Source organism: Microbacterium sp. GCM10027623 (assembly GCF_042666935.1).
Lineage (GTDB): Bacteria > Actinomycetota > Actinomycetes > Actinomycetales > Microbacteriaceae > Microbacterium.
In genome coordinates, this window is record NZ_JBHTHE010000001.1 from 963,661 (window position 1) to 976,550 (window position 12,890).

Here is a 12,890-nt window from a genome sequence, read left to right on the forward strand (position 1 = left end):
CTGTGGGGCGCAGACGTCGGCTTCCAGGCCTGTGATCCTGACATTCGCGCCCCACAGACGGTCTGGGTCAGGCCCGGGTGAACCAGGCGGCGGTGTTCGGCGGCAGGGCGGTGCCCGCAAACGGCTCGCTCTGGATGACGAAGGTCACGTCGTCGCCCAGCTCGATCGGCTCGGTGCCGAGGTTCGCGATCACATGCAGGTCGCCGCGGTGGAAGGCGACGGCATCGGCATCCGCATCGTCCCAGACCAAGGAGCCGGAACCCAGTGACCGGGCGCGGCGCTCGGCCAGCAGCGCCGTGTACAGGTTCAGGGTCGAGTCGGGCCGGCTCTCCTCGACGTCGCGGGCGAAGTCCGCCCATTCCGCCGGCTGCGGCAGCCAGGAGGCGCCGGTCTCGTTGAATCCGAACGCGGCGCCGGACACCGTCCAGGGCAGCGGAACGCGGCATCCGTCCCGGCCGTAGCGCTCGCCGCCGGTGCGGAACCAGGTCGGATCCTGGCGGAACTCGTCGGGGATCTCCATCGCCTCGGGCAGGCCGAGCTCCTCGCCCTGGTAGAGGTACGCCGAACCGGGAAGGGCCAGCATCAGCGTGGTCGCCGCGCGGCCGCGGGACAGGCCGATCACCGGGTCGGGCTTGCCGGCCGAGGTGGGACCGACGCCGTCGCCCTGCGGGCTGTCCGCGGTGAGGGCGAGGCGCGAGGCGTGCCGGATCACGTCGTGGTTGGAGAGCACCCAGGTGCTCGGGGCTCCGACCTTGCCGAACTCGTCGAGCGACTGGCGGATGACGTGGCGCAGCGCGTCGGCATCCCACGGCGTCATCAGGTACGGGAAGTTGAAGGTCTGGTGCATCTCGTCGGGACGCACCCACAGCGCGGTCTTCTCCAGAGTCGGCAACCAAGCCTCGCCGCACAGCGCGCGCTCGCCGTCGTACTCGGCCATGAGCCGGTGCCAGTCGCGGTAGATGTCGTGCACACCGTCCTGACCCCAGTAGGGCACGTTCTCCTCGCCGCCGCCCATCGAGTCGGCATCGGCGTCGGGGGCGTAGTCGGGGAGCCCGTCGGCCTTGATCATGCCGTGCGCCACATCGACGCGGAAGCCGTCGACGCCGCGATCGAGCCAGAAGCGCAGGATGCTGCGGAACTCCTCGCGCACTTCCTCGTTGGTCCAGTCGAAGTCGGGCTGGGAGACGTCGAAGATGTGCAGGTACCACTGGCCGGGCGTGCCGTCCGGCTCGGTGACGCGCGTCCACTGCCCGCCGCCGAAGACGCTCTGCCAGTTGTTCGGGGGCAGTTCGCCGTTCTCGCCGCGGCCGTCGCGGAAGATGTAGCGGGCGCGCTCGGGGCTGCCGGGGGCGGCCTTCAGGGCCTGCTGGAACCAGACATGCTGGTCGGAGGAGTGGTTCGGGACCAGATCGACGATCACGCGGATGCCGCGGGTGTGGGCGGCGTTCAGCATCTCGTCGAAGTCGGCGAGCGTGCCGAACAGCGGGTCGACGTCACGGTAGTCGGCGACGTCGTAGCCGGCGTCCTTCTGCGGGCTGGTCATGAACGGGCTCAGCCAGATCGCGTCGATGCCGAGACTCTTCAGGTCGTCCAGACGGCTGGTGATGCCGGGGAGGTCGCCGATCCCGTCGCCGGAGGCGTCCGCGAAGGAGCGGGGGTAGATCTGGTAGATGACGGCGCTGCGCCACCATTCGGTGCCGGGGGACGCGACCTGTTCGAGCTGTGCCATGCGACCAGGCTACTGCAAGCGCTTGCAGTACGGGGCGCCGGACGATCGAATCGGTTCGATCGGGCGTGGCGACGGTGACAGGCGCGTACGGGCGGAGGGTGCCGCAGGCGAGGATGAAGGGGCGCTCAGGCGGGGATGACCACGTTCAGGGGCGGCTCGCCCGCCCGCATCCGCTCGATCTGGGTGCGGATGAGCCGGGCGATGCGCGGGTTCATCGCGGTGGAGGCCCCGCCGCCGTGGGGGGTCATCAGCAGGTTGGGGGCGGACCACAGCGGATGCCCGGCCGGCACGGGCTCCTGCTCGAACACGTCGAGCGCGGCGCGGATCCGACCGTCGTTCAGTGCGTCGAGAAGAGCGTCGGTGTCGATGAGGGGGCCGCGGCCGACATTGACCAGCAGCGCATCGGGAGCCATGCGGCCGATCATGTCGGCGTCGAAGAGGTGCCGGGTCTCGTCGGTGCCCGGCAGGCTCAGTACGACGATCTCGGCCTCCGCCAGCAGCGCCGGCAGCTCATCGATGCCGCGCACGTGCATCTCGCCGATGCCGTCGACCTGCTCGGTGCGCGCGCTGCGGGCGACGGCGGTCATGGTCACCTCGAAGGGCTCCAGTCGGCGGGCGATGGCCTTGCCGACTCCGCCGAAGCCGACCAGCAGCACGCGTCGGTCGGCCAGGCTGTCGGCGAAGACCGGTGCCCATTCGCCGCGGTCCTGGGCGCGCACGAATCGGGGGAGCTGCCGCTGGGCTGCGATCATCATGCCCACGGCGAGCTCGGCCGTCGACGGCTCGTGCACGCTCGCGGCGTTCGCGAAGGGCATGCCAGGCGGAAGGATGTCGGCGACGCCGTCGTAGCCGATCGACTGGCTCTGCACGAGCCCGATGCTGAGGCCCGCGAGCGCGTCGAGGGATCCGGTGGATCCCATATACGGCGGGACCACGATGTCGATGCGCTCAGCGGGCGGGGGCGTCTTCATATCCCAGACGCGAAGATCGACGTCCGCGGGGAGGGCGCCGACGCCGGCGGCGACACGATCGGTGGGGACGGTGACGAGAAGGCTCACACCTCGACACTAGTGGGACTCGGCGCGCGGGGTGGTCACCCTGACGAGCACCCGAGTAGCCTGAGCGGCAGAGCAAGGAGGCTCCCATGACGATTCCTGAGATCAACTACTGGGCTGTGCTGATCGCCACCGCGTCGAGCATGATCGTCGGCGCGATCTGGTACTCGCGCAGCGTGTTCGGCGCCCGCTGGGCCAAGCTCGCGAACATCGACATCGACGGGTCATCCCGCGGGGTGGTGTGGCCGATCATCACCACGGTGATCGTGAGCTTCATCACCGCCTGGGTCCTGGCGGGGGCCTCGTCGATCGCCTGGCACTTCTACGAGGGGGCGTACTTCTGGGCCGCTGTCGTCACGGCGGTCACGCTCTGGGCGGGCTTCACCGCCGCGCGTCTGATCACGCACGACGCCTTCGAGGGCAGGTCCACGAAGCTGACGACGCTGAACATCGCGCACGAGCTCGTCACCATCCTGGTGATGGCCGTGATCATCGGGGTCTGGCCGCCCGCCGGGATCTGACCGCCGCGTCTCGCCACACCCCGACGGGAAGCGGGGGAGGCGGGAAGCGGCGCGGGGGAGGCGGAAAGCGGCCCGGGGGAGGCGGAAAGCGGCCCGGGGATCAGGCGGCGGCGGCCGCGACGGCGGCGATCGCGCTGGTGAAGAAGCCCAGCCCGTCGACGCCCGAGCGCATCGCGTGGTGTGTGTCGGGTCCGAAGCCGGGCTCGGTGGCGTGCTCGGGATGCGGCATGAGGCCCACCACGTTGCCGCGCTCGTTGGTGAGACCGGCGATGTCGCGCAGTGACCCGTTCGGGTTCACGCCGGCGTAGCGGAACGCGACCAGGCCCTCGCCCTCGAGCCGGTCGAGCGTGTCATCGGCGGCGATGTAGCCGCCCTCGCCGTTCTTCAACGGGATGACGATCTCCTGGCCCTGCTCGAACGCGCTGGTCCAGGCCGTGTCGCTGTTCTCGACGGTGAGCTTCTGGTCGCGGCGCACGAAGTGCTGGTGGTCATTGCGGATCAGTCCACCGGGAAGCAGGTGCGCCTCGACGAGCATCTGGAAGCCGTTGCAGATGCCCAGCACGGGCATGCCGGATGCCGCGGCATCCTTGACCTCGGCCATGATCGGCGACAGCGCCGCGATCGCTCCCGAGCGCAGGTAGTCGCCGTAGCTGAACCCCCCGGGCAGCACCAGGGCGTCCACGCCCTCGAGGTCGTGCGAACCGTGCCAGAGCGCGACCGGCTCCGCGCCGGCGATGCGCACGGCGCGCTGGGCGTCGCGGTCGTCCAGCGAACCGGGGAAGGTGATGACCCCGATGCGGATGGTCACGGGGCGACCTCGACGCCGACGACGTCCTCGATCACGGAGTTGGACAGCACGTCCTCGGCCAGGCGGCGGGCTTCGGCGAGCACCTCGTCGGTGACCTCCCCGTCGACGGTGAGCTCGAAGCGCTTGCCGATGCGGACCTGGCTGAAGCCTTCGACGCCCAGACGGGCGAAGGCTCCGGAGACGGCCTTGCCCTGCGGGTCGAGCAGTTCGGCCTTGGGCATGACGTCGACGACGATTGTGGGCATGGCGGGCTCCTGGGAGTCGCGGGCGGGATGGCCCCAGTCTATCGCCCCTCCCGCCGTGCACCGCGTCGTGGGACGCGACGGCCAGGTCGACGCGTATTTGTCAAGGGTGCGGCTCCGAGATGCCGCCGCGGGATGCTTTGGCTAGGTTCGGGCCATGAGAAGACAACGGCTCGCGCTCATGGGTCTCGCGCTGATCGCTGTCGCGCTCACCGGCTGCGGGATGCAGATCCCCGCCGACCCGCATGGAACGCTGCAGCGGGTGCAGGAGGGCACGCTCCGCGCCGGTGCCACCGAGAATCCTCCCTGGGTGGAGGTGGACCAGGACGACGCGCCCGGTGGGCTGGAGCCCGATCTCATCCTGCAGTTCGCCGAGCGCTTCGATGCCGACGTGCGGTGGACCACCGGCAGCGAAGCCGACCTGGTCGCCGCGCTGGAGCGCGGGGAGCTCGATCTGGTCGTGGGCGGGTTCCTGGATGACACGCCCTGGGCGGATCGTGGAGCGGTGACGCGCCCCTATGCCGAGCGGCCGACGCCGCACGGCGTCCGCAAGCACGTCATGATCGTCCGGATGGGCGAGAACGCCCTGCTCACCGAGCTGGAGACGTTCCTGCATGAGGAGGCCGGATCATGACCACGCGCTTCGGCAGGACCGAACTGCCGGAACAGCAGGAGAAGGCGCTGCGCGCCGCGGTGCGCATCGAGTGGTTCACGCTGGCGTTCCTGGCGGTGGCCATCACGATGATCTACCTGGTGATGGGCAACTCGCAGGCGATGAAGGCGGCGTGGGTCGAGGACCTGCTCTCCCTGGCGCCGCCGGTGGCCTTCCTGCTCGCCGTGCGCATCGTCAACCGGGCGCCGAACGGCAGATACCCGTACGGCTACCATCGCGCGGTCGGAGTCGCTCACCTCGTCGCCGGGGTGGCACTCTTCGCGATGGGTGCATTCCTCATCATCGACTCCGCGAGCGGACTGATCGCCGCCGAGCATCCGCCCATCGGCACCGTCGTCCTGTTCGGTCAGCCGGTCTGGCTGGGCTGGCTCATGGTCGGTGCGCTGGCGCTCACCATCCCGCTGCCGATCTACTTCGGACGCGTCAAGATGCGGCTCGCGGAGCAACTGCACGACAAGGTGCTCTACGCGGACGCCGACATGAACAAGGCCGACTGGATGACCGCGGTCGGCTCGATCGTCGGGGTGCTGGGCATCGGGGTCGGCCTGTGGTGGACGGATGCCGCCGCTGCCATCCTCATCGCGGGAAGCATCCTCTGGGATGGCGTCAAGAACATGCGTGCCGCCATCACGGACCTGATGGACACGACGGCGACCACCTTCGACGACGGTGAGCCGCACCCGGTCGCGGAGCAGATCGACCAGTTGCTGCGAGGGCTTCCGTGGGTCGACCAGGCCGGATCTCGCATCCGCGACCAGGGCCACGTCTTCCACGTGGAGTCGTTCGTCGTGCCCGTGGACGGGCGGATGCCCACCTTGGAGCAGCTGACCGCGGCGCGCGACGCGTGCATAGATGTGGACTGGAAGGTGCAGGACATCGTCGTCGTGCCGATCGACCGTCTGCCCGAGGAGGTGGGCGGCCCGCGCGAGCGGCAGTCCGAGCGCAACCTCTGACCGGTTACCGGGCGGACGACACCGGGCGGGTGAACGGGCCGGGTGGATCACGCACCCCTCGAGTTCCCACCCCGGCCCGTCGAGGCGTCCCCAGTCCTCGAGCGCTCGGCATGGCCCCCCGCGCCGAGAGCAGTCCCCACGCCAGCAGGCTAGAGTCTTCGAAGAGGGGACGCATCGTGGAGAGCGGGAGGGAGAATCGCTCTCCAATTCGGTGCGGCTGCAGGACGTCCCGATGGAGGGAGCGGACGTGAAGCTCGGGCAGCTCGCGAAGCGCAGTGGAATCAGCACGACCACGCTCAAGCACTGGATGCGGGTGGGGATCCTGCCCGCCGGTCGACTGCGCAATCGCACCACCGCCGTCTACGACGAGCGTCATGTCGACCGGGTGCGTCTGATCCTCACGCTGCGCGACGTGTACCGGGCGTCCATCGCGGAGATCCGGTCGCTGACCGAGGTGATCGATGCCGAGGACTCGTCGATCCTGGTCGTGATGGACGCCTGCCAGGCGTTCGTGCTGCGCGTCCCCGACGCCGTCGCCGACGACCCGGATCTCGCCGAGTACCGGGAGCGCACGTTCGAGCTCATGCGGCAGCGGGATTGGCGCGGCTACCCCGGAGCCGCGGAGCGCGGCCTCGCCTACGCGCTCGCTCAGGCCGCGGAGGTCGGCTTGGATTACGACGTCGACGAGCTGATGGAGTACGCCGACGCGCTGGAGCCCCTGGCCGGCCGCAACGTGGCCGCGCTCGGCTCGACGACATCGCCGGACGAGGTGGCGAGGCGGATGCTGCTCGCCGTGAACGCCCGCGCGCGCCAACTGGTCGCGGTCAGCAGCCTCGCCCATGCGGCGGCCTCCATCCGTGCGGCGATCGAGCGGGGAGACGCCCCCGCCGACATCGCCAGACCGCCGGCGGTTCGCTGATCGGGCTCAGGCCGAGCGGAAGACCGTGTGCACGTCGCCGATCACGTCGCGACCGCCGAGCCCGGCGATCTCGAAGAGCACGCTGACCCCGGCGACGGCGTAGCCGAGCTGCTCGATGATCCGCCGACCGGCGGCGAGGGTGCCGCCGGTGGCGAGCACATCATCGATGAGCAGGATGCGGGTTCCCGCGGGCAGGTCGTCGTGCATCTCGACGGTGGCGATGCCGTACTCGAGTGCGTAGTCGACGGATGCCGCCGGCTGGGGCAGCTTCCCGGCCTTGCGGATCGGCACGAAGCCCGTGTTCGCCGTGATCGCGGCAGCGCCGGCGAGGATGAAGCCGCGTGCCTCGACACCCGCCACGACGTCGAAGGTTCCCGCGAACGGTTCGATGAGCGCCCGGGTGGTGGTGTTCAGCGCGGCGGCATCAGCCAGCAGTGGGGTGATGTCGCGGAACAGGATGCCGGGTGCCGGGTAGTCGGGGATCGAGCGGATCAAGGACTCGGCACGGGCCAGTTCGGGGTTCACTCGCCCAGGCTACCGGACGTGATTCGTCTGCCCTTCCGGACCGGTGACACATCGTGGGAGCGCTCCCAGGCAGTCATGGCATGATGGCATCATGACGCGATCTCTGCCCGAGGGCTTCCTGTTCGGTGCCGCCACCGCTGCGTATCAGATCGAGGGCGCCGCCTTCGAAGACGGCCGTACGGCATCCATCTGGGATGCCTTCTCCCGCGTGCCGGGTGCCGTCGTGAACGCGGACAACGGCGATGTCGCCTGCGATCACTATCACCGCTACGCCGACGACGTCGCGCTCATGAAGGAACTCGGTCTGCAGACGTACCGCTTCTCGACCTCCTGGTCACGGGTGCGTCCGGACGGCGGTGCTGTCAACGCGCAGGGCCTGGACTTCTACAAGCGGCTGGTGGACGAGCTGCTGGATGCCGACATCGTGCCGTGGCTGACGCTGCACCATTGGGACATGCCGCAGGCGCTCGAAGAAGCGGGCGGCTGGACCAACCGCGACGTGGCCGACCGCTTCGTCGACTACACCCTGAGCGTGCACGACGCCCTCGGCGACCGCGTTCAGCACTGGACCACGATGAACGAGCCGTGGTGCTCGTCGTTCCTCTCCTACACGGCCGGTGTGCACGCTCCGGGGCGGACCAGCATCCGCGACGGACTTCTCGCATCGCACCATCTTCTGCTGTCGCACGGCCGGGCCGTGCAGGCGCTGCGCGAGCGAGCCCCCGGGCTCGATCTCGGCATCACCCTGAACCTGACGGTGGCGGATGCCGCCGACCCGGCGGACCCGCTCGACGTCGATGCCGCCCGCCGCATCGACGGGCAGTTCAACCGGTGGTTCCTCGACCCGATCTTCCGCGGCACCTACCCGGCGGACATCGTGCGCGACATCCGCGAGGTCGACCCGTCGGCTGTCGCGGACTGGCAGGATGCCGTGCGGCCCGAGGACCTCGACGCCATCTCCACGCCGCTCGACGCACTGGGGATCAACTACTACCACGGCGAGCTGCTCTCCGGGCATCCGCAGCCCCAGGCCGAGGGCAACCCGCACGAGACCGAAGGGCAGCAGCGCCCCACCGGCTCGCCGTTCCCGTCGCACGAGGGCATCCACTGGGTCGAGCGCGGCCTGCCGCGCACCGACATGGGCTGGGAGGTGCAGCCCGAAGGGCTGACCCGACTGCTCGTCCGCGTCGCCGAGGAGTACGCGCCCGACGTCGCGCTGTACGTCACAGAGAACGGCGTCGCGTACGACGACGAGGTGGGCGAGGACGGCGAGGTGGCGGATGCCGACCGCGCCGTGTTCCTGCGCGATCACATCGCGGCGACGCTCGATGCCGTCGAGCAGGGCGCCGACGTGCGCGGCTACTTCTACTGGTCGCTGCTGGACAACTACGAGTGGGCCTGGGGGTACGCCAAGCGCTTCGGCATCGTCCGCGTCGATTACGAGACGCAACAGCGCACGATCAAGCAGAGCGGCCGCGAGTACGCTCGCATCATCGCGGCCCGCGCGATCTGACCCACCGGTCCCTGAGCCTGTCGAAGGGCCCATCCCCAGAGGTCCCTGAGCCTGTCGAAGGGCCCCGTACGAATCGAGCACCGATGCCCCGTTCCACGATCGAGGAGGTCGCCGCCGCAGCCGGCGTCTCCCGCTCGACCGTCTCGCGCGTCGTGAACGGGTCGACCGCGGTGAGTCCGGAGGCGCTCGCCGCGGTGCAGAAGGCGATCGCGGACCTGCACTACGCGCCGAACCGCGCTGCGCGCTCGCTGGCGAGCAGGCAGACCCACGCGATCGGACTGGTGGTCCCCGAGGACACCACCCGATTCTTCGGCGACCCGTTCCTCGCATCCGTTGTCGCCGGGATCAGCAGCCGCCTGGCCCCGTCGGACTACATCCTCAACCTGCTCATCGCAAGCGATGACCCGGGCGACAAGATGACGAGCTTCGTGCGCAACGGCGGTGTGGATGCCGCGATCATCGTCTCGCACCACGCCAGCGATTCTTTCGTGGAGCGCATCGCCGACGCCGTCCCCGTCGTCTTCGGAGGGCGCCCCGTTCGCGTGCGTGAGCGCGACCTCATCGTCGACGTCGACAACGTGCAGGCCGCGAAGGACGCCGCCGGTCACCTGATCGCGCTCGGCCGACGGCGCATCGCGACCATCACCGGCACGCTGTCGATGGCGGTGAGCGTGGATCGCCGGGACGGATTCCTGTCGGCTCTCGCCGATGCCGGGCTGGAACCCGCCGGGGTCATCGACGGCGACTTCAGCGAGCGCGGCGGAGCGGATGCCGCCCATCGGCTGCTCGCGCAGCCGGAGCGACCGGACGCGGTCTTCGTCGCCAGCGACCTCATGGCGCGCGGCGCGATGGACGTGCTGCGCTCCGCGGGGATGCGCGTGCCCGAGGACATCGCCGTGATCGGCTTCGACGACTCGGCGCTCGCAGCGGCGTCGGATCTGACCAGCGTCCGTCAGCCCATGTTCCAGCAGGGCGAGATCCTCGCGGGGCTCATCATCGACGAGCTCGCCGGCAAGCATCCCGCGGCGCTGACGATCCTTCCGACCGAGCTGATCGTGCGCGGGTCGGCTCCGGCGCCCTGACGCCTAGCCCTTGCCCATCCGGGTGAAGGCGCCGAGCACCGTGCGCTCGGATGCCATGAGGTAGCGCTCCAGCTCGTCGGCCGCCGCCTCCGGCCCCCGCTCGAGCAGCGCTGTCAGCACCATGCGGTTCTTGCGCACGAACGGCTCGTGCAGGGCGCGCGGGTCGTCGATCTCGAGAAAGACGAGACGCAGCTCGGCCGCCACGTCCCGATACGTGCGCGCGAGCCGGGGACTGTCGGCCAGCGCGACGATCGCATCGTGGAACGCCATGTTGGCGCTGCCGACACGTCGCCAGTCCTCGGCGGGAAGGTGCTCCTCGGCATCCGCCAGCGAGTCCCGCATGAGCTGCACGGCCGGATGCTCCGGTTCGGACTGGCGCAGAGCCGTGCACTCGATGACGCGACGGGCGCGGTAGATGTCGATGACGTCGGCGATGCCGGGCGAGGCGACGGACACTCCGCGATGCGGGACATGCTCGATGAGCCCCTGCTCGGCGAGCACCCGGAACGCCTCCCGCAGGGTGTTGCGCGACACCGCGAGCTGCTCCGCCAGTGCGGATTCCGACAGGCGCGACCCCGGGGCGAAGTCGCCGTCGATGATCCGCTCGCGCAGGAGGTCGGCGAGCGGCACGTGGGTCGTCATGGGAACAGCGTACGGTCCGTCCGCGCGCGAACGAGAAATTGTTGAACAATTCTTGGGGATGTGTTCTACACTCGATGGCACCCGACACGCCCGTGTCATCCGTCACCCACCAACGACGATGGGATTCCCATGTCCGAGCAGACACCCGCAGCGCTCTCTGCCGAGGACCAGGCGCGCCTGGCATCCGTCAAGAAGCGCGTCGGCCGGGGCGCCGTCATCGGCGCGATCTTCCTGATGGCCACCAGCGCCATCGGCCCGGGCTTCATCACCCAGACCGCCACCTTCACCCAGACGATGGGCGCCTCCTTCGCCTTCGCGATCCTCATCTCGGTGATCATCGACATCGCGGTGCAGCTGAACATCTGGCGCATGATCACCTCGTCCGGCAAGCGCGCCGGTGAGCTGGCCAACAGCGCCATCCCCTTCTCGGGCCACGTCATCGCCGTGCTCGTCATCATCGGCGGGCTGGCGTTCAACATCGGCAACATCGCCGGTGGCGGCCTGGGGCTGAACGCCCTGCTGGGCGTCGACCCGAAGATCGGCGGGCTGCTCACGGCCGCACTGGCGATCATCATCTTCCTCATCAAGCGGGCCGGCCGCGTGATGGACATCGTGCTCGTCATCCTCGGCGTGGGCATGATCCTGATGACCGTGATCGTGGCGGTGGTCTCCAACCCGCCGGTCGGCGATGCGCTGCGTCAGACGATCCTCCCCGACAGCATCAACTTCGCCACGATCACGACGATCGTCGGCGGCACGGTGGGCGGCTACATCACCTACTCGGGTGCGCACCGCTACCTCGACTCCGGCCAGACCGGACCCGCGTATGCCGGACCCGTCATGCGTGCCGCGGCCAACGGCGTCTTCGTCACCGGCATCATGCGGTACGTGCTCTTCCTCGCCATCCTCGGCGTGGTGGCGTCCGGCGTCACCCTCGACCTCTCCGGTCAGGCGGCCAACCCCGCCGGCCAGGCGTTCGGCGCCGTTCTCGGCGATGCCGGACTGCGCATCTTCGGCGCGATCTTCTGGGCCGCCGCGCTCAGCTCCGTGATCGGCGCCGCGTACACGTCGGCATCCTTCCTCTCCAGCTTCAACCAGCGCTTCCTGGGCGGCTGGTCGCTGCAGTGGGCGACCGTCGGCTTCATCGTCGTCTCGCTCATCGTCTATCTCTCGATCGGCACCGCACCGGCGGCGATCCTGGTGTTCGTCGGCGGCTTCAACGGACTCATCCTGCCGATCGGCCTGACGGTGTTCATGTACATCGGCTGGTTCCGCCGCGACCTCCTCGGCACGCGCAAGTACCCGCTGGTGCTGCTCATCGCCGGCACGCTCGTGACCCTGCTCACCTGGTACATGGGCATCGTCTCGGTCGGCCCGATCTTCGCCTTCCTCGGCGTCGGGGCCTGACCGCCGGCCACCTGGCAGGCTGGCATCAGCAGTACGGAACGGAGAATGAGATGGCATCCATCGATCTGAACTCGGACCTCGGCGAGAACACGCCCGACCGCGTGGTCGGCGACGACGCGGCGATGCTGGAGATCGTCACGAGCGCGAACGTGGCGTGCGGATTCCACGCCGGCAGCCCTGAGGGGATCCGCGGGACCCTCGCTGCGGCCGTCGGCAACGGCGTCGTGATCGGAGCGCACCCCGGCTATCGCGACTACGAGAACTTCGGGCGCACGAATGTCGAGATCGACTCGGCGACCCTGCAGGCGCACGTCGAGTACCAGCTCGGCGCACTGGCGGGGCTGGCCGGCGCGGTGGGCGGCTCGGTGGCCTATGTGAAGCCGCATGGAGCCCTGTACAACACCATCGCCCGCGATGAGCGCCAGGCGGCCGACGTGGTTGCCGCGATCAGGGCGATCGATCCGAGCCTCGTGCTGCTCGGTCTCGCCGGCGGGGTGGTCCTCGACGTCGCGGCGAAGGCGGGTCTGCAGGTCGCCGCCGAAGCCTTCGCCGACCGCGCCTACCTGCCCGACGGCGGGCTCGTCTCTCGCACGCAGGAGGGGGCGGTGCTGCACGACGCGCGGGCCGTCGCCGAGCGCATGGTGCGCTTCGCCGAGTCCGGTCTGATCCGAGCGATCGACGGCACCGACGTGCGCGTGGAAGCGCAGTCGATCTGCGTGCACGGCGACAGCGCCGGTGCGATCGCCATGGCGACGCAGACCAAGCGGATGCTGCAGGAGGCCGGTGTCACCATCGCGCCTTTCGCGACCGCCGGAGCCTGA

The 12,890-nt window shown here is 69.6% G+C and carries 14 protein-coding genes; 8 read left to right on the forward strand and 6 right to left on the reverse strand.

Annotation, left to right across the window (positions count from 1 at the left end):
• Positions 1-67: 67 nt before the first annotated feature.
• Entirely contained in the window at positions 68-1,729 is a 1,662-nt protein-coding gene (locus ACFQY2_RS04375) for a glycoside hydrolase family 13 protein (RefSeq protein ID WP_378744422.1), read from the reverse strand.
• 125 nt (positions 1,730-1,854) lie between these two features.
• A complete protein-coding gene (locus tag ACFQY2_RS04380; protein ID WP_378744423.1) occupies positions 1,855-2,787 on the reverse strand; it encodes a 2-hydroxyacid dehydrogenase in 933 nt (310 codons plus the stop codon).
• 86 nt (positions 2,788-2,873) lie between these two features.
• On the opposite strand from ACFQY2_RS04380, the gene ACFQY2_RS04385 reads away from it, so the two are divergent.
• A complete protein-coding gene (locus ACFQY2_RS04385) occupies positions 2,874-3,305 on the forward strand; it encodes a DUF1761 domain-containing protein (protein WP_378744424.1) in 432 nt (143 codons plus the stop codon).
• 100 nt (positions 3,306-3,405) lie between these two features.
• On the opposite strand, the gene purQ is transcribed toward ACFQY2_RS04385, so the two are convergent.
• Positions 3,406-4,107 (reverse strand): phosphoribosylformylglycinamidine synthase subunit PurQ, encoded by a 702-nt coding sequence (gene purQ, locus ACFQY2_RS04390; protein WP_378745025.1) that lies wholly within the window; start codon positions 4,105-4,107, stop codon positions 3,406-3,408.
• A gap of 2 nt (positions 4,108-4,109) precedes the next feature.
• Positions 4,110-4,358 carry a phosphoribosylformylglycinamidine synthase subunit PurS gene (gene purS, locus ACFQY2_RS04395; RefSeq protein ID WP_378744425.1) on the reverse strand — a complete coding sequence of 83 codons (249 nt, stop codon included), beginning with the start codon at positions 4,356-4,358 and terminating at the stop codon, positions 4,110-4,112.
• 154 nt (positions 4,359-4,512) lie between these two features.
• On the opposite strand from purS, the gene ACFQY2_RS04400 reads away from it, so the two are divergent.
• The 3 genes from ACFQY2_RS04400 to ACFQY2_RS04410 all read left to right on the forward strand — a co-directional run bounded on the left by ACFQY2_RS04400 (position 4,513) and on the right by ACFQY2_RS04410 (position 6,900).
• A complete protein-coding gene (locus ACFQY2_RS04400) occupies positions 4,513-4,989 on the forward strand; it encodes a transporter substrate-binding domain-containing protein (RefSeq protein ID WP_378744426.1) in 477 nt (158 codons plus the stop codon).
• Entirely contained in the window at positions 4,986-5,981 is a 996-nt protein-coding gene (locus tag ACFQY2_RS04405) for a cation diffusion facilitator family transporter (RefSeq protein WP_378744427.1), read from the forward strand. Before ACFQY2_RS04400 ends, ACFQY2_RS04405 begins: the two co-directional genes overlap by 4 nt.
• A 232-nt stretch (positions 5,982-6,213) precedes the next feature.
• Positions 6,214-6,900 (forward strand): MerR family transcriptional regulator, encoded by a 687-nt coding sequence (locus ACFQY2_RS04410; RefSeq protein WP_378744428.1) that lies wholly within the window; start codon positions 6,214-6,216, stop codon positions 6,898-6,900.
• A gap of 6 nt (positions 6,901-6,906) precedes the next feature.
• Here the strand turns inward: ACFQY2_RS04410 and ACFQY2_RS04415 are convergent, their stop codons facing one another.
• Entirely contained in the window at positions 6,907-7,425 is a 519-nt protein-coding gene (locus ACFQY2_RS04415) for an adenine phosphoribosyltransferase (protein ID WP_378744429.1), read from the reverse strand.
• A 91-nt stretch (positions 7,426-7,516) separates the two neighbouring features.
• On the opposite strand from ACFQY2_RS04415, the gene ACFQY2_RS04420 reads away from it, so the two are divergent.
• Entirely contained in the window at positions 7,517-8,938 is a 1,422-nt protein-coding gene (locus ACFQY2_RS04420) for a glycoside hydrolase family 1 protein (protein ID WP_378744430.1), read from the forward strand.
• Positions 8,939-9,021: 83 nt separating this feature from the next.
• Entirely contained in the window at positions 9,022-10,020 is a 999-nt protein-coding gene (locus ACFQY2_RS04425; protein WP_378744431.1) for a LacI family DNA-binding transcriptional regulator, read from the forward strand.
• A 3-nt stretch (positions 10,021-10,023) separates the two neighbouring features.
• Here the strand turns inward: ACFQY2_RS04425 and ACFQY2_RS04430 are convergent, their stop codons facing one another.
• Positions 10,024-10,662, reverse strand: a complete 639-nt coding sequence (locus ACFQY2_RS04430) for a GntR family transcriptional regulator (RefSeq protein WP_378744432.1) — start codon at positions 10,660-10,662, stop codon at positions 10,024-10,026.
• Between the two features lie 129 nt (positions 10,663-10,791).
• Between ACFQY2_RS04430 and ACFQY2_RS04435 the strand changes: the two genes are divergently transcribed.
• Entirely contained in the window at positions 10,792-12,069 is a 1,278-nt protein-coding gene (locus ACFQY2_RS04435; RefSeq protein ID WP_378744433.1) for an NRAMP family divalent metal transporter, read from the forward strand.
• Positions 12,070-12,119: 50 nt separating this feature from the next.
• A complete protein-coding gene (locus tag ACFQY2_RS04440) occupies positions 12,120-12,890 on the forward strand; it encodes a LamB/YcsF family protein (protein ID WP_378744434.1) in 771 nt (256 codons plus the stop codon).